The sequence below is a fragment of the Cytobacillus firmus NBRC 15306 genome, assembly GCF_001591465.1.
GTDB classification, from domain to species: domain Bacteria; phylum Bacillota; class Bacilli; order Bacillales; family Cytobacillaceae; genus Cytobacillus; species Cytobacillus firmus.
This window is the reverse complement of sequence record NZ_BCUY01000016.1, coordinates 32,252-49,178: the sequence shown is the minus strand read 5'-3', so window position 1 is coordinate 49,178 and position 16,927 is coordinate 32,252. Positions and strand designations below refer to the sequence as shown.

At 40.1% G+C, this 16,927-nt stretch carries 18 protein-coding genes; 14 read left to right on the top strand and 4 right to left on the bottom strand.

Annotated features, from left to right (window positions below; genetic code table 11):
* Positions 1-31 precede the first annotated feature (31 nt).
* The 9 genes from BFI01S_RS07105 (at position 32) to BFI01S_RS07070 (ending at position 8,974) form a co-directional block, all read left to right on the top strand.
* A complete protein-coding gene (locus tag BFI01S_RS07105) occupies positions 32-799 on the top strand; it encodes a tyrosine-protein phosphatase (RefSeq protein WP_061791981.1) in 768 nt (255 codons plus the stop codon).
* A gap of 488 nt (positions 800-1,287) precedes the next feature.
* Positions 1,288-3,108, top strand: coding sequence for a polysaccharide biosynthesis protein (locus BFI01S_RS07100; RefSeq protein ID WP_061791980.1), 1,821 nt, complete (start codon positions 1,288-1,290; stop codon positions 3,106-3,108).
* Between the two features lie 231 nt (positions 3,109-3,339).
* Positions 3,340-4,224, top strand: coding sequence for a UTP--glucose-1-phosphate uridylyltransferase GalU (gene galU / locus BFI01S_RS07095; protein WP_061791979.1), 885 nt, complete (start codon positions 3,340-3,342; stop codon positions 4,222-4,224).
* Between the two features lie 229 nt (positions 4,225-4,453).
* Positions 4,454-4,777: a type IV pilin protein gene (locus BFI01S_RS24550; RefSeq protein WP_061791978.1), complete on the top strand. Its 324-nt coding sequence runs from the start codon at positions 4,454-4,456 to the stop codon at positions 4,775-4,777.
* A 511-nt stretch (positions 4,778-5,288) separates the two neighbouring features.
* Positions 5,289-5,441 (top strand): hypothetical protein, encoded by a 153-nt coding sequence (locus tag BFI01S_RS22970; RefSeq protein WP_156478337.1) that lies wholly within the window; start codon positions 5,289-5,291, stop codon positions 5,439-5,441.
* Entirely contained in the window at positions 5,431-6,207 is a 777-nt protein-coding gene (locus BFI01S_RS07085; protein WP_061791977.1) for a transposase, read from the top strand. The genes BFI01S_RS22970 and BFI01S_RS07085 overlap by 11 nt, the downstream gene beginning before the upstream one ends.
* A 155-nt stretch (positions 6,208-6,362) precedes the next feature.
* The gene (locus BFI01S_RS23660) at positions 6,363-7,181 is read left to right on the top strand and encodes a hypothetical protein (RefSeq protein ID WP_174521684.1); all 819 of its coding nucleotides are present in this window, start codon (positions 6,363-6,365) and stop codon (positions 7,179-7,181) included.
* A gap of 415 nt (positions 7,182-7,596) precedes the next feature.
* The gene (locus BFI01S_RS07075) at positions 7,597-8,406 is read left to right on the top strand and encodes a transglutaminase domain-containing protein (RefSeq protein ID WP_061791976.1); all 810 of its coding nucleotides are present in this window, start codon (positions 7,597-7,599) and stop codon (positions 8,404-8,406) included.
* 226 nt (positions 8,407-8,632) lie between these two features.
* Positions 8,633-8,974, top strand: a complete 342-nt coding sequence (locus tag BFI01S_RS07070) for a hypothetical protein (protein ID WP_061791975.1) — start codon at positions 8,633-8,635, stop codon at positions 8,972-8,974.
* A 318-nt stretch (positions 8,975-9,292) separates the two neighbouring features.
* On the opposite strand, the gene BFI01S_RS07065 is transcribed toward BFI01S_RS07070, so the two are convergent.
* From BFI01S_RS07065 to BFI01S_RS22350, 3 genes are all read right to left on the bottom strand, one after another.
* Positions 9,293-9,559 carry a hypothetical protein gene (locus BFI01S_RS07065; protein WP_061791974.1) on the bottom strand — a complete coding sequence of 89 codons (267 nt, stop codon included), beginning with the start codon at positions 9,557-9,559 and terminating at the stop codon, positions 9,293-9,295.
* Between the two features lie 151 nt (positions 9,560-9,710).
* A complete protein-coding gene (locus BFI01S_RS07060; RefSeq protein WP_061791973.1) occupies positions 9,711-10,082 on the bottom strand; it encodes a hypothetical protein in 372 nt (123 codons plus the stop codon).
* A 53-nt stretch (positions 10,083-10,135) separates the two neighbouring features.
* Positions 10,136-11,551: a PPC domain-containing protein gene (locus BFI01S_RS22350; protein WP_169799735.1), complete on the bottom strand. Its 1,416-nt coding sequence runs from the start codon at positions 11,549-11,551 to the stop codon at positions 10,136-10,138.
* Between the two features lie 356 nt (positions 11,552-11,907).
* On the opposite strand from BFI01S_RS22350, the gene BFI01S_RS07050 reads away from it, so the two are divergent.
* The 4 genes from BFI01S_RS07050 (at position 11,908) to BFI01S_RS22345 (ending at position 13,601) form a co-directional block, all read left to right on the top strand.
* Positions 11,908-12,567 (top strand): serine hydrolase, encoded by a 660-nt coding sequence (locus tag BFI01S_RS07050; protein WP_061791972.1) that lies wholly within the window; start codon positions 11,908-11,910, stop codon positions 12,565-12,567.
* 6 nt (positions 12,568-12,573) lie between these two features.
* The gene (locus BFI01S_RS07045; protein WP_061791971.1) at positions 12,574-12,984 is read left to right on the top strand and encodes a hypothetical protein; all 411 of its coding nucleotides are present in this window, start codon (positions 12,574-12,576) and stop codon (positions 12,982-12,984) included.
* Positions 12,969-13,157: a hypothetical protein gene (locus BFI01S_RS07040; protein ID WP_061791970.1), complete on the top strand. Its 189-nt coding sequence runs from the start codon at positions 12,969-12,971 to the stop codon at positions 13,155-13,157. Before BFI01S_RS07045 ends, BFI01S_RS07040 begins: the two co-directional genes overlap by 16 nt.
* A 267-nt stretch (positions 13,158-13,424) precedes the next feature.
* Positions 13,425-13,601, top strand: a complete 177-nt coding sequence (locus tag BFI01S_RS22345) for an acyltransferase (RefSeq protein WP_082804482.1) — start codon at positions 13,425-13,427, stop codon at positions 13,599-13,601.
* Between the two features lie 44 nt (positions 13,602-13,645).
* Here the strand turns inward: BFI01S_RS22345 and BFI01S_RS07035 are convergent, their stop codons facing one another.
* Entirely contained in the window at positions 13,646-14,380 is a 735-nt protein-coding gene (locus BFI01S_RS07035) for a hypothetical protein (RefSeq protein WP_061791969.1), read from the bottom strand.
* A 223-nt stretch (positions 14,381-14,603) separates the two neighbouring features.
* On the opposite strand from BFI01S_RS07035, the gene BFI01S_RS07030 reads away from it, so the two are divergent.
* Positions 14,604-16,919: a hypothetical protein gene (locus BFI01S_RS07030; protein ID WP_061791968.1), complete on the top strand. Its 2,316-nt coding sequence runs from the start codon at positions 14,604-14,606 to the stop codon at positions 16,917-16,919.
* The last annotated feature ends 8 nt before the right edge of the window (positions 16,920-16,927 follow it).

Sequence of the window (16,927 nt, the reverse complement as noted above, 5' to 3'; positions counted from 1 at the left end):
TCTAATTTTAGAAAAAAAGGAGGGGTGTGGCATGATTGACATTCATACCCACCTTTTGTTTGGGATCGATGATGGATGTGAAAGCCTCAATGACACGCTTGCTATGGCAGAAGCGGCTGTAAAGGAAGGCGTTCATACCATCATCGCAACTCCGCATCATAAAAATGGCCGCTATGAAAATAGCAAAGACGCCATCTTGCTGAAAACAGGCGAGTTAAACGAAGTGCTGAAAGAGAAACAGATTCCGCTTACGGTTCTTCCCGGCCAGGAGCCCAGAATTTACGGTGAAATCCTGGAGGACTACCGCAAAGGTGAAATTCTTACCTTGAATAATGGCGGGCAGTATTTATTCATTGAACTTCCATCCTCCCATGTCCCGCGTTATACGGAAAAACTGCTCTATGAGATCCAGATGGAAGGACTGACCCCGATCATTGTCCATCCTGAACGAAATCAGGAAATCATTCAGGAGCCGGACATTCTTTACAGGCTTGTGAATAATGGTGCATTAACACAAGTGACTGCTTCAAGCCTCACCGGGCATTTCGGAAAGAAGATAAAGAAATTTTCCTGTCAGCTCATAGAAGCAAATCTGACTCATTTTATTTCATCGGATGCCCATAATCTTACCAATCGGCCTTATCGGCTGAGTGAAGCTTATGATGAAGTTGATCAATCCTATGGAATTGATACGGTATTTCTGTTTACAGAAAATGCAGAGCTTCTGGTGCAGGGGCAGAATGTTTATAAAGAGCCGCCGGAGAAGGTTAAGACTAAGAAGTTTTTAGGGCTATTTTAACTGTTTTTATAATAGCTTAGTTAGCTATTGTATTATTTTTAGCATTTATATAGGTAATATGAACTAATTCTTTATGATTATTCAAGGTTTATAGCACCCTTTGAAATTTTTATAAGGGTGCTGATTTAAACTATTACTATAGTGTATACATAATTTTCTTTTGATGGAAAATATAGTTTTTTGAGTTGTGGTGATGTCTCCCAACCAATATCAATGGAGGCACTCGGCCATACTGTGGGATGAGATCATCATCTTATCCTTAGACACCTGTTGTCGGTGGTATGGTGTGAGGGCGGGTTAGATGCCCGATTTTTAATATAAAAGATAGATGCTTAATGAAAGTATGTGTCATGACACGTGTGTTTTCATTAAGTATTTATTTTGTAAAAATTATATGTTTTTTTTAGAAAGGCCATTTGTTTTTTAAAAAGAGAGAAACCTTACGAAAACAGCTTACATAAAAGCTTCATATTAAAGGGGGTTATATATTGACGTACGGTAAGAGGTTAACTTTTTTGGTTTTATTGGATTCATTGATTGTTTTATCTGCGATTTATGTGAGTGTGCTGACACTGCATCCAACTTTGGAGATCTTTAAGTCTGAATTGATTTTGATTAGCTCGATCACGCTTTTGATGAGCCATCATTTTTTTGCTTCTTTGTACCGCTTGTACAACAAGGCTTGGGAGTATGCGAGTGTGAGGGAACTGGTAGCGATTGTGAAGGCGGTCAGTTTGTCGATTATGGTGACAGGAGCTGTGCAGCAACTGTTGATTGGGAATGTTTATTTTAGAGCGCTAATGCTTGCGTGGATGATGCATGTGCTGTTAATCGGCGGCTCGCGTTTTTCGTGGCGGGTGTACCGGGACCGGTACATTAAGCCGGCAGTTGAACAAAAGCGGGCCATGATCATTGGAGCAGGCGCAGCCGGGACGATGCTGGCAAGGCAGCTGCTGAAAAATAAAGATGCTGAAATCAAACCAGTTGCCTTTATTGATGATGATCCGAAGAAAAATAAATTACATATCCTGGGTCTTCCGGTTGTCGGGAATTCAAAACGAATCAAAAAGATGGCTGAAACCCTGGATATCGACCATATTGTCATTGCTATTCCTTCGCTCAGCAAGGATGAAATGAAACGGATTTATGAAGAATGCGCAGGAACAAGGGCAAAAACGGTCATTATGCCGCTGATCGAAGACGTTATGCTCGGAAATGTGTCCTTTAACCAGTTCCGGGATGTTCAAGTGGAAGACCTGCTTGGACGGGATCCAGTCGAGCTGGATATTAACAGTATTTCAAAGAAACTGACAGGAAAAACGATCCTCGTTACAGGTGCGGGCGGCTCAATCGGCTCCGAAATCTGCCGGCAGGTGTGCAAATTCAAGCCGAAAAAGCTGCTTCTCTTAGGGCATGGGGAGAATTCGATTTACCAGATTGACATGGAACTGAGAAATCAATATCGGACCGAAATCGAGATACTGCCTGTTATTGCGGATATTCAGGATGGCAGACGGATCTTTGAAGTGATGGATATCCATCGTCCCGATGCGGTGTATCATGCTGCGGCGCATAAGCATGTGCCTCTGATGGAATATAATCCGAAAGAAGCTGTGAAGAACAATGTCATTGGAACGAAGAATGTAGCTGAAGCTGCGGACACCTTCGGAGTTAGAACGTTCGTCCTGGTTTCTTCGGATAAGGCGGTCAATCCTACGAATGTGATGGGGTCTACGAAGCGCATTGCGGAGATGGTGATCCAGGAGATTGATAAGCATAGTGCGACGAAGTTTGTGGCTGTAAGGTTTGGGAATGTGCTTGGCAGCCGAGGGAGTGTGATTCCGCTCTTTAAAAAGCAGATTCAGGCTGGCGGGCCGGTTACGGTTACGCATCCGGAGATGACGAGGTACTTCATGACGATACCGGAGGCTTCGAGGCTTGTGATGCAGGCGGGTGCATTGGCCCGCGGCGGAGAGGTTTTTGTTTTGGATATGGGTGAGCCGGTTAAGATAGTTGATTTGGCGAGGAACCTGATAACCCTTTCGGGTTATTCCGAGGAAGAGATTGGGATTAAGTTCTCAGGAATCCGGCCTGGGGAGAAGATGTTTGAGGAGCTTCTCAATGAAAAGGAAGTTCATAAGGAAGCGGTGTTTCCGAAGATTTTTATTGGGAAGGCTGTTTTGGATCAGGAGGATGAGGTTCATTACCTGATTGAGAATTTTGGGGATATGAGCAGTGAGGAGATTAGTGAGTTTGTGCTGAATTTGGCGAACCGGCGGGGGAATAGGATGGCTGCTGGGGTGGAGTAGGGAGCATTTTAGGTTTGAGGGCAGTCCCCTTCGGGGCCTTGGATGGGTTTAGTGGCGCCCTTCGGGCTTATTGAGTGAGGGGGAGCTTTTTAGGAGAGCTGCCCTTCGGGCTTTGTTTGGGGGAAAGCGCAATATTAATATTAGCAATATCCACCCTTCGGGTTGTGTGTGAGGGTGATGGACCCTTTCGGGTTAATAAATGAATTTGGGAAGTTTAGAGGAGGTTATAGTATGAAGAAAGTGAGAAAGGCGATTATTCCGGCGGCGGGGTTAGGTACTAGGTTTCTGCCGGCAACGAAGGCGATGCCGAAAGAGATGCTGCCGATTGTCGATAAGCCGACGATTCAATATATAGTTGAAGAAGCTGTGGCTTCGGGGATTGAGGATATTATTATTGTGACCGGTAAGGGAAAGCGGGCGATTGAGGATCATTTTGATCATTCTTTTGAGCTTGAGGAGAATCTTATTCAGAAGGAGAAGTTTGATTTGCTTGAGAAGGTGAAAGAGCCTTCGAAGGTGGATATTCATTATATCCGGCAGAAGGAGCCGAAAGGGCTTGGACATGCGGTGTGGTGTGCACGGAAGTTCATCGGGGATGAGCCGTTTGCGGTGCTGCTTGGGGATGATATTGTTCAGGCGGAGAGGCCTTGTCTGCGTCAGCTGATGGATGAGTATGAAGGTACGCAGGCTTCGATTATCGGGGTGCAGAGTGTGAATCCTGAGGAGACGCATCGTTATGGAGTGATTGATCCTTCGGATCAGATTGGCAGGACGTATCAGGTTAATCACTTTGTTGAGAAGCCGAAGCAGGGGACTGCGCCTTCGAATCTGGCGATTATGGGCCGGTATATTTTGAATCCGGAGATTTTTATGTTTTTGGAGCAGCAGGAGCTGGGAGCAGGCGGTGAGATTCAGCTGACGGATGCGATTCAGAAGCTGAATCAGATCCAGCGGGTGTTTGCTTATGATTTTGAGGGTGTGAGGTATGATGTTGAGGAGAAGTTTGGGTTTATTAAGACGACGATTGAGATGGCGCTTCAGGATGATGGGTTGAGGGATGAGCTGGTTGGGTTTTTGGAGGAGAAATTGGAGGGGTTTAGGATTGTGAAGTTTTGATTTTAGGTTGTTGGGGGCAGCTCTTCGAGCTTTGGTTTGGATGGAGGGGAGTAATCGATAATTATGCCAGCTCTTCGAGCTGTTTGTTTGGGTTTATATTCGGGGTTTTAATTTACGTATATATAATATAGAAGAAACTCGGATGGAATGGACTTATTGATTATTAATATTGAGCTCTTCGAGCTTCTTCGATGGAGGGATTTCTATTAATTCAAGAGGCTTTACACTCGTGGAGTTATTGGCTGTGATTGCTGTTTTGGGGATTCTTGCTGCCATTGCGGTTTTGTCGATAGGCGGTGTTATTGAGAAGACTAGGCGGGATGTTTGTAATGCGAATACAGCAGAGGTTGAGAGACAGTATGAACGGCATCTTCATTTGGAGGGAGTAGAGCACTCGGAGGCTGCGTTTGGTCAGCTTTTATTGGATTTTGGTGAAGAAGTTTGTCCTGTTGATGGGGTTATTCACTATGTTGATAGTGAGGTGCGCTGCAGTGTTCATTCTGAGGAATCACCGGGGGATGACGAAGACGAAGACGATGTACCTTTTTTATGAGTAACAGATCTAATTGGGTTGGCTGGTGCTAGGTGTATGGGGTGCGTTTTAGGACTTGAAGCTGGTGCTGGCTGACTTTTTTGAATGGTGGAGGGGAACTGAGAATGGTTGATAGATGACCACAACATATTGTGTTAAAATCAGTGGAAAATATACAATATATGGGTTTTATCTATATAACATAGTACCATTTTGTTAGTATATGAAGATAAAATGGCTAAAATCGGGTGTTTTGGTTTTGGAAAACGTTGATTTGACGGGGTTTTTAACAACCTAAAATATGGAAAAATATTGAATGGAGTTAAGGAAGTCAGAATGGTTAATAGATTACCACAACATATTGTGTGAAAAATCGTTGAAAAGTCACAAAACATACAATATATGGGATTTATCTATATAACATAGTACCATTTTGTTAGTATATGAAGATAAAATGGCTAAAATCGAGGTTTTCAGCTTTGAGAAACGTTGATTTGATGGGCTTTTTAGCTACCTAAAATATGGGAAAATATTGAATGGAGTTAAGGTACTTTTTCTCGATGAAATGGGAGAGTTCCCTAAGAAAACATTAGACATGTTAGAAGCAGGCAAGATTTCCGGACAGGTGAAAGCAGGCAAAAATAATATGAATCTAATTGATACGGGTGATAGAGATGCCGCGTGAAGCCAGGAAGAAAAGTAAAACGGGAATTTATCATATTATTTGGAGAGGCGCAAATCGCCAGGAGATCTTTCATGATGATGAGGACTGGGCGAAATTCCTGGAAATTCTCAAAAAATATAAAAAGAAATGTGAATTGTTCATTTATGCCTGGTGCCTGATGAGTAATCATGTACATCTCCTTATTAAAGAGGGCAATGAAGATATTTCCGCATCCATGAAACGGGCAGGAGTCAGCTATGTCGGGTACTACAACTGGAAGTACAGAACAACAGGGCATCTATTTCAGGACCGCTTCAAAAGTGAAGTAGTTGAAAGCAGAAAATATTTTCTTACTGTTGTGAGATATATCCATCAAAATCCAGTAAAAGCGGGAATGGTGAACCAGCCTGCAGAGTGGGAATGGAGCAGCTGCCAAGGATACTATGGCAAAAGCACTCAGCCCAAAAACTTGCTGAATGCTGATTATGTGCTGAAGTTGTTTTCTGATGATATCAAAGTCGCTCGAAGACGGTTTAAAGAATTTAATGAAACCCTCAATAATGATACCTGCCTGGAGGATCAGGTGAACCGAAAGAGATTAACCGATAAAGAAGCCGTGATGGAGATTAAGAAGCTGCTTGGTCCAATCGAAATTGCACAGGTGAAAAGTTTACCTAAGGAAAAAAGAAATGAAGCATTGCAAAAAGTCAAAGAGATCGACGGCTTATCACTCCGCCAGGCAGCCAGGATTTTTGGAGTTTCTTTGAATCTTGTTTTTAAGGCTTAGGGGGGACGGGGGAGCTGTCCCTTTATTTTTGCGTAGTCCACACAATTACTGGTTATAGGTATAAATAACTAATAATTATTAGTATTTTACTATATTCTTGCTATTTCATGGTAAAATAAAACTATATTACCAGTCAAAAGGAGGAAGGTTGTAACGTGAAAAAATTTAGTATCTTTATGCTTTCTTTAATCTTACTACTTGGTGTATACACTCCAAGTATAATGGCAAAAGAGGATGACTATGATCCGTTTTTTTGTGAACAGTTTAAAGGACAAAAGAAAATTTGGTGGGATGGAATTGAGTTAGTACCTGGGCAGATAGGACGTCTCCTCATTAAGAAAGATACACCATTATTTAAACTAGATGGAGATAAAAGAACGTTATCTCGTACATTAAAAGCAGGAGAGTTTTACCGGATTTATGCTTTTAAGCCTGGTTTATTAAGTGTTGGTGGCGGTTACTATGTTGACCGGGATTCCAAAGTAACTTATGAAACGCCGAGTAAGACGAAATTAGCAGCAGTAGCATGTCGTTTCCAAGTTGATATTTCTGACTTGGAACCTTACGAGGGTAACAATACGAATGTATATACAGAAGAAAGAGCGAAATTTAATATTTTAGATAAAACAATTGCACCAATGAATAGAATGGGTGATGGTGGTGGTTATACAACTTATATGCTTCACTCAAACTATAGCCAAATAAGAGGATACCTTGTAGTTCCCTATAGAGAGTTAGGAAGTGATGATAAAGGCGGAGTTACTTTTTATAGTGTGGATAAAAAGGGAAATGAGACATTAATTAAAGAATATACTACTGAAGCTGGAGATGACCCTTTATACTTTGATGTAGATTTACAGGGGGTAAACATTTTAAAAATTTATTTCTTAAATTATGAAAGCTACAAATCATCAGGGGGAGGAGCTTTTTATGATGGGGATATATATAATGTTACTTTAACGGCAACGAAGTAAGGATTACAACAATGCGTCTCTTTAATAAAGAGACGCGTTTTTATATTTGCCATAGGGAAAACACTGGGACGGTTCATATGTTCTCATAATGTTTTGTATTTTCCAATATGCGAAACAGTTATATGGCCTTTCCACACTTTAATACATTGATCCCCTTTTAGTCTTATTCATTAAAATTTTAGCTTTCCCTCAATCCTTGAAGGGCAAACGATATTCCTCTCCATTTATTAGAAAATTGCATTAAGATAACTTTTTTGATTTCAAACATTTTTAAGTGTAGGTAGACAGGAAGTAATTAAGGCATGGGAGAAAGGAAGACCTGCATCGGTTTTAGATTGAATAGTGATAAGCTTTTCCACGTTCACCCAAGAAACAGGAGAACCGTCCCTTTGTTTACTACGGCTCATTCAAAAGGATGGAAATAGTCGCCAGCAAGGGTAATAAGACCGTTAAGTACTTATGGACTCCCAGTTATTTAGGTGAATGTAGACCCGATCCATGGCTGCCGTTTAATAAGCCAAAATGTAATAGCGAAAATAAGGCTTGGGTCTCAAATTTTTTCGGACTTGAAAGAAAATACAGCAAGAAAATAGATTTGTCTTTGGGAGAAGGTCATTACAAGGTTGATATTTACAATGTTGATACAGAAACCAGAGTCCCAAAACGAGTGTTTAGTACAACCACTCAGACAAGCGAAAAAGTGTATCTTCTGCCTAATGGAAAGGATATACCTAGTGAGAATAAAAAAATTGTGAACCTTGCTAAAGATATTACAAAAGGTATAACTGATGATTATCAAAAGGCAAAGGCAATTCATGATTGGGTTAGTCAAAATATTAGTTACGATTATGAAAGATTTCGGAATAAAACTGCAGGTCCTTATCAATCAGCTCTAACAGTGTTAAACACAAGGATAGCAGTCTGTGAAGGTTATTCAAATTTAACAGCCTCTTTACTCCGTTCTTTAGATATTAAAACTAAAGTAGTTGCAGGTCTTGGAGGTTCATTCTATAGTCCTGGTTACGAACAGTTTGAGGATAGTCCTGGAGTAAATATTCACGACTCTGCATTTGATGATTCAAGACATGCCTGGAACGAGGCATATGTTAACAATAGGTGGGTTATTATGGATACTACATGGTCAAGTGGTAATGGATATAAAATCTATTTTGACATGACTGAATCAGAATTTCGTAAAAATCATATTAAATTTTATACTTACTGAATTATTTAAGCGCCCTGCCAAGTGTGCAGGAGGCGAGGCTTTCTGATTTTTTCTGCTCTGATATTTCAATCAAACGTTTGATTGAAATATCAGGGAAGTTGTCTTAGCATGCTTAAAGTATAACTGCCGGGAAAGGGAAACAGGAGAAACGTCCCTTTGTGCCCCCGAAATTGTCACATTTATCTTAAGGGATTTGTTGTATACTATAGAAAAGGAGGTGTGAACAATGAACGAAGCTAAAATGGAGAGTATGCTTGCCCAATTAATAAAAATGGTTGGAAGTCTTCAATCTGATATGCAGGAAGTTAAAAAAGAACAACAAGAGATGAAAAGAGAACAGCAAGAGATGAAACAAGAACAGCAAGAGATGAAAAGAGAACAGCAAGAGATGAAAAAGGAACAGCAAGAAATGAAAAAAAAGCTGCAGGAGCTCGAAACTAAAAGTGATCTGCGTCATCAAGAGGTCTTAGAGCACTTCAAAATCCTTGAAAGAGACCAGGATTTTATATGGGAGAAGACAGCAAGAAATGAAAGAGATATTGGCAATATCAAAAGACAGCTTACTTGAGCAGTTAAGCTCCTTTGAAATTAAAACCCACACCCACCCCTTTTTTCTCTTCGTTGGTAATGACTCACATATTACTTGGTTTGCTAAAAGCCCCGCTAACAATTTCAAACATAAGGTGAAGCACTGTAGATGCCGGCATCTGGAGTGCTTTTCTGTGATGTGCTTATAATGGCCAGGTCCAGGAAGTTCCTGCACTATGCAAAATTCAACCGTTAGTTTATATTTTCGATATAGGTATAAAGGACTATTGGAGCTGCAAAAAGCAGCCAGATAGGAGGCCAGGCAGTATGCAAAACAAGAGACAATACGAATTCATCATTATCCATAAAAGGCGTTTAGTGCATCCAAAAACCATTCGGGTCCTTCCGTAATTACGAACTTGCCGGATGAATTGAAGGTATCAATTGCCTGTGACACCATCAAATATTTCTCATCGTCTGATAGCTGAACCCAGTCTTCACCGTCTGCTGTTGAAAAATCAGTGTCCGGGTAGGAGGCGGTTTCCGCAAATGTTTCAGTATCTGTGCTTTCCGTCTCTGTGGTGCCGGAAGTATTGGCTGCTTCTTCAGTACTTGATTCTGTCACAGCATCAGTATCCTGTTCAGCGGCCATATATCAGGTCGAAAAATAGATATTGAGATTATGAGTTTTCCATTTGTTTTAACGGTCTGAAGTAGTACATGCCATGTGTGTGCATCAAATCTTTTGGTGTGCTTGATGGATATTCCGAAATCAATCAAACGTTTGATTGAACACTTTCAACTGCCTGCCGATATTCATCAAACCTGGCGAAGTCCGCCATTAATACAGGTGTATCGAAGCCCTCGTCAAACGAAATCAGGCCATTTGCTTCCTTAATCCCGTATGTTGGCCGATTATGAATCCGCTCAAAGCATTCCGCAAAAAATTTCAGCTGATCCTGGAGCTGGGCGCTGACAAAGTATTTCATGTCATCTGCCTTCTCGCTAACAAAATACTTCACATCATCGACTTTATCCTCAACGAAGAATTTGACATCATCCACTTTGTCTTCAACAGAAAAAACAGAGGGACGGTTCCTGTGTTTCAAGTAAAATACAAAACACAGGAACAGTCCCCATGTTCCCAAAAAGAAAGTCCTGCAGAGTTTCATCTGCAGGACTTTCTTTGCTTACACCAGTTTTAACGGTTCTGAATACATCTAACCGCTTCAAGTTTTGCCTTGCTCGGTGTTTCATAGGTGACTTTTGCATCGCGGTCCACGTAATACCCGCCGCCGACGCTCAGCATTCCAGGTTTAAAAGCATAAATGCGGTAAAATTCGCCTGCTTTTAAGGTGCGGGAAGGCGACTTTTGTTCACTGTTTAATTTAAATAATGTTGTATCTTTCTTTACGATTAACCGCCCGATTTGGCCTGGCCTCAACTCAATGCCATCCCACCAGATCTTTGAAACGCCTTTATAGCGGTCACAGGCATTTGCCGGTGCGGGGAACGTTGCATGCAAACGATAAGAGGCACTTGTAATGCCGTTCCAGTTATAAGGGTATATCTTTACATAGTATGTGCCTTTTTTCAGGTCTCTATCGATAACGGATGTGCCGCCGGCAGAACTGAAATAATCAGAGCTTACTCTGGTTCCATTAGCATCATAAAGATACATATAAAATCCGCCTTTTGCATTATCCAGGGCAATTCGGACGTTTCCATCACGATTAGTTGTAATTTGGTAGGTATCCTGATCAATGCTGGAATAACTGCTGGAGCTGTAGCTCTGTCCAGAATTGATCGGCATTGCCGTCTCAAATGTTTCATTTGGTTCAAAGGAAGATGAATTACGGTTAATGGAACCAGGGTAAGTGGCTTTAAATCTATATTTGGCACTAGTGATGCCATTCCAGTTATACGGCATTATTTTCACATAATAGGTACCCTGCTGGACTTTCTTATTAATTACGCTCTTACCGCCGCTGGAGCTAAAATAATCCGAAGTTTCTCTATTTCCATTCTCATCATAAAGATACATATAGTATCCGCCGCCGGCTTCGTCTAAAGTTATATAAATCTCACCGTCTTTATTGGTTGTAAATTGGTATACATCCTGGTCAATATTTGATTCGCTGGTTGACTGATAAATCTCACCTGACTTTACGGGCAGGCTTGTTTCTAGCGTATCATTTGGCTCAAAAGAGGAAGCATCGCGGTTAATATTGGAAGAATAAGTGGCTTTCAGTTTATAGCTGGCACTGGAGATGCCATTCCAGTTATAAGGCTTTACTACTATATAATAGCTCCCTTTTTGAATTTTTTTATCAATAGCCGCTTTTCCGCCGCGGGAGCTGATATAATCCGAAGTTACTCTATTTCCATTCTCATTGTAGAGATACAAATAAAATCCGCCAGTACTTTCATCAAGCGTTATATAAACTTCCCCATCTTTATCCGTTGAGAAATAATATGTATTCTCAGCATCCTCTGATGATAAAGTTCCCTTCACCGGAACCCCTGAAGAAATGCCGGAGCTCTGTGCAAATGTTAGCTGGCCAAAGAAGAATGCAAAGATAAATACAAAAAATCCTGTACTTAAGATCCGTTTCATGCCTAAATATAACCTCCAAAAAAAATATAGTATTGATAGTTTGAATATCTCAGTTCTGTTTAGATTTGGAAAACTGTGCATTACAGAATCTGAGACTATTAACCCTTTAATCCTCCTTTCCTTAATAGTACAAATTTACCATATTATCACAATGATTTTAAGAGTATATGTGTAAAAAAGGAAATTTTATCGAATATTGTTGAAGTGGTCTTAGAATCTACCCTCCATAAATCGCTTTTCACAGAAATATGAAAGGCGAGAACCGTCAAAACACGAGAACAGTCCCTAGATTTATGTGGAAAACTTTTCCAATTAATAGTTTAATAGAACTAAAAAGTATAGAGCGGAGAGAGGAAATGAAGAAGTCAGCTTGTTTTTTACTGGCATTCATGCTGTTTTTTCAAAGTATGGGTGCTTTTGAGGCTAAAGCCGCAGGCACGCTTGATTCTTATGTTAAGCCGTCAATTAAAGCGTATCCCAATATTTCAATCTATTATGAGAACTTGATCACCGGGGAGGCGTATTCCTATAATGCTTCCAAAATAAGGCCTGCAGCCAGTACAATAAAGCTTCCCTTAGCCTTGTTTGTTTATGATCTGGCTTCAAAAGGCAAAATTAACTTAAGTGAAAAGCTTACATACCGCTCTCATCACTATTATGGGGGAAGCGGTATCATCCAAAAGGACCGGGTGGAGACTTCTTATACAATCCGTGATTTGCTGAAAAAGTGTATCGTCTACTCTGATAATATTGCATTCATTATGCTGCGTGAAAAAGTTGGGAAAAGCAATTTTATTAATTATGCAAAATCATTAGGCGGTAAAACGGTTTATCCTGCCGGGATGAATGTCACTACTGCCAACGATTTATCTGTCTATCTAAAGCATGTGTGGAATTTTGCTGAAAAGAACCCGCAGTATGGAAATAAGCTATTGAATCTGCTTGCAAATACAGTGTATAAAGAAACAATTGCTCCCGGCCTTGCTTCAAAGGAAGTCGCCCATAAGGTAGGCTAGATCTATGTGGATTATGAAGGAAAAGCAACTGTTAAACCCTATGCGGCCTATAATCAAACCGGAAATAGCCTAATTCAGGCAAAGAAAGCTTTTGCTGATTTATCGGAAACCCATAAAAAAGCCTATTTGCCAAAACTTAAGAATATAGAACTTACCAGAGAGCGTGCTATGATCTTTATAGATGGCATAACTGCCGGAGAAAAACTTACCGTGAAGCAGCGGGAACTGGAATCTTACAGGAGGGCAGGGGACCTGGATAAAATGGAAGCGTCTTATCACTCATTGTCTTCACTCATCAAGAGGCAGGCTCAGTATTTATATAAAGTGCATGGAAAAACACTCGAGACGCGGTTCTTAAGCAGCATAAAGACCCATCGGAAAAAATACTTGAGGAAACCAGGATGGCTGTCACACTAAATATGGTCCTGGATCAGATCAAAGAGGATCTCACAGCGCAAAACCAATCAGGTACTGAAAAAGGGATATTATATTTTGAGTCAAATCTGTCAAAGATTTCTGATCCTGTTTTGGAAAATGCCTTGATGAATAAATACAGTGATTTGGGCATTCAAAAAATCACTGAACAATAACTTTTTCTAAGGTGAAGTTATGAATAAATCTGAATAATTTGCATTGATTCTCCAAACAGCTCTTCAAAGAGGTCAGCTGGAAAAAGACCTGACTCTGACAGATTTGCTGAAGGAGATAACAGATCAGCTGAAAAAGGTTATCTAATGCCGGGCATATAATGTTAAATTCTGTCGCAAATAAATCATAAAAAGACCGCAATTTTCGTCTATTTTCTCACTCCGATTTTGCTATAAACAACATAAGAAGTTGTTTGGGAGTGATGCAAAATGCACTTTGAAGCTTTATTGGATGCTTTATTTGGTCCAAGAGAGATACTGCATGAAATGGAATGCTCTGTATGCGGATTGGATGAAACCTATTACAAAGATCCCTTTACCCATAGAAGTCTGGGCAGAGCTTGCCCATCTTGTAACTTTGTACAGAAGTTTGAAATGGAAAATTAATAGAAAAGGCAGGTGAACTGATTCACCTGCCTTTTTGCGGATTGTTATAGATTTTTTAACTGACTTATAACCCGGCTTTTTCGTTCTTGTTTTTTTGCATTGTATGTTTGCTGATATTCCTGTGCTTCATTTAAACTATATCCATTGGATTCCAGGTCGAATTGCAGCTGCTGATAAAGCGTATTAAACGTGCTGTCTGCATTTCTCTCCATAAGTCCCGCATAAGATTGATATTTGCCGATAAGCTCGCTCGCTGGCTTTTTTTTGCTGATTATTTCTGCTTTGGCTTCCACAACAAGCTGATCGATTTTGCTGGTTTCCTGTGCTTCCAGCTCTGTGAAAAGGCTATTGTAATAAGTTTTGATTTCTGCTAGAGACTTGTTCTTTTTATTTGGTTTTGCTGTGCCATGATCGGATGAATTTCCTGCAGACCCTGTTTCTAGCTCATTTGATTCATTCGATTTTTTATTATCAGCACTTTTTTGACCATTCTCTTTTTTGCCGCCCTGCTTAGTTTCGCTGTCTGAATGGGAGGAAGAAGTTTCTTTGTCAGAACTCTTACTTGATTTATCAGTCTCATCCTCTTCTTCATTTTCTGCTTCAGCCTGCTCGTTTGGTATGCCGGGTTTATTTGAATTATTTTTCTTGCTGGCCGGCATTTCCAGAGACTCTTTAGCATCTGCAGCTGTTTCTTCTACTTGCTGATTCCACTTCCATCCTCCAGCCATTATAGCTAGTAAAGCTAGTACCGATATGCTCCAAACTATGATTTTTTTCATGTCTTAACCTCTTTACTATAATTTTTTATATGCCATCATACGACAGATTTCCACCTTTAGTGTATATCGGCAGTATCCTTCTATTATTATATTAAAATGGTAAATTTTTATAAACATATTGTTTTGATTTTACTCAAATGGTAATATTTATATAAGATAGTATGAGAATATACCTATTTTTGTACAATTTAGTACAGTAGGAATTTATTGAAGAGGTGTTCATATGAGTAAAAAGAAAAAAATGACTAAAACATTAATGGCTGCGACGGTTGCTGCTTCGGTGATGGCTGTGTCGAATCCTGCTTCTGCCGCAACATATGCTTCTGCAGAAAAAGCGGTTGTAAAAGCTGAAAAGTTAGCTGGTGCACTAAAATGGGAAGTATCTATCGAGTACCGTAAAACAAAATATCCTAACAATTTAGTAGGGTATCCAAATATGAAGATGCACAATGAGGTGAAAGCCCTTTTGGCAGATGCCAGAAAGCAAGTAGCCGGATTGAAAGGAAAAGAGAAAGAAGTCCTTTCAGCAAGACTTGATGCAAATGTTGCTACATATCTTAACCGCTCTGTTGCTTACATTGATGCTGTAAGTTCCGGATTGAAGATCCAGAAGAAATATAATGAACTTAAAGCTAAAGCAGCAAAAGGCGAAGTGGATGATCAGACTGAAAAACTTTACCATGAAGTATCGTGGGAGATTAAGAAAAATGCGTTTATGCTTGATCGTGTTTATGGAGTAACGACTCGTGAGGAATTCCGTGATTTCTATAAGCATTCTGCTGAAAATCAGCTGAAAGACCTTTTATATCCAATTTCTATTAAAATGCAAATTGATCGTGCTGAAAAAGCATTAAAAGATAATAAACCTGAGTTGGCTGCCGGGTATCTTGGCAATGTAGAGTTCCTGATTAAAGAAGCCGCTAAGAATGGCCTTAAGGAATCGAATCCACTAATCAAAAGTTCTTTAAGTGATCTTGAAAAAACCGAAAAAGAATTCAGCAAACATGGCACTCTATATGTTGCTGATTCTAAAGACGCTGACAAACCTTCCGTATTTGGTCCAGCTTCCGGTAGTGAATCCAGCAAATCTATCTACTTATATGCTGGGGAAAATGAACATATCAAACTTCAAAATGTTTCAATTAACGGAAACCTTACAGTACTGGGTTCCCCAAAGGGAGCAGGTACGGTTCATCTTGAAAATGTAAAGGTTAATAAAGTGAACAACAGTGGCGGAGCTATTATTGTAGAGGACATTGCTGAGCACAGCCTATACATGAAAGGCGTAGAAGCTGACAGCCTTGTTATAAATGACGCTAATGGATCCAACCTTGTTGCTGACACTGGAGTAAAAGTGAAGAACCTTGTCGTGTCAGAAAAAGCTGGAGCCAAAGGTAAAGTCAACTTAGAGTCTAAGGAAAGCGGATCTTTTGAAACAGTTACAATAGCAGCAAAAGGCGGAGAAGATTCTGAAGGAATTGCACTTAAAGGCAACTTCTCAGAAACAGCCATTGAAGTAACGGGTGAAAATGCAGTCCTTGCAATCGGCGAAGGCACTGAAGTTAAAGAAATCAGCATCAAAGCTGCTTCCCAGATCTCAGTAGCAAAAGGCGCTGTTGTTAAAGAAGTGAAGAAAGATTCCTCTGTAAAAGGCGAAGTGGAAATCGACAACAAAGGTACAGTCGAGAAAGCTGATGAAGGAATCGAAGTTGGCGGAAATAAACCGGGTGAAGTTACGAAGCCGGGTGAAGGCACTGTAACACCTCCTGCTGCTGGCGGCGGTAATAGTGGCGGCGGTTCTACAGATCCAGGTACTAATCCAGTAACACCAGCAGTGGGTATTGGGATTACTGATATAGATGCTGAAGGGTTAATAGATATTATTAATAATGATGCAAATCAGATAAAAGTAGACCTATCTTCTTTAGGTGCGAATACTATTTTTAAAGGTATTACTGTTGATAAAAGGATTAAGTTAACATCCCTTAAAGCGGAAGCACTGGGTACAACGAATTTGTTAGCAGCTGACAAAATTATTGAGTCTGAATTTAGTATTGTAAATGAGTTTAATTATATTCCAAATGTAGCAGATGGTGTTAGCTTAGGAAGCATGCGTTCTTACCTTGGAGGTAATATTGTAATTGAAGGAACTCCAGTTAATTTGGCTGGTTCAGCGATTGGTTCTCCTATCACAGTAACAATTGATTTAGGGGATGCAATTGAGAGTAATACCCGTAATTTCAGCTTTGGTACAGTTGTGAAATCAGGCAATATTATTACAGTTAATGTTAAACCTGAAGCTGAAAACACAAAAATTAGAGATATTACAGAACTGACAGCGGCAACACAAGTAGACTTTTTAAAGTTACTTTTCTTCTTTAATGGAGCAGCTTTAACTAATGAAGAACAAGTTACACTTACCCAGCAAATACTTGCAGTTACAGGCACTAGTACACAAGACTTAGGTGAAGTAACATTGGAAAGTTTAACAGGCAAAAGCTTTAATGCAAATGGTTATGAGATAGTATTTAACAGCTAATATTAATA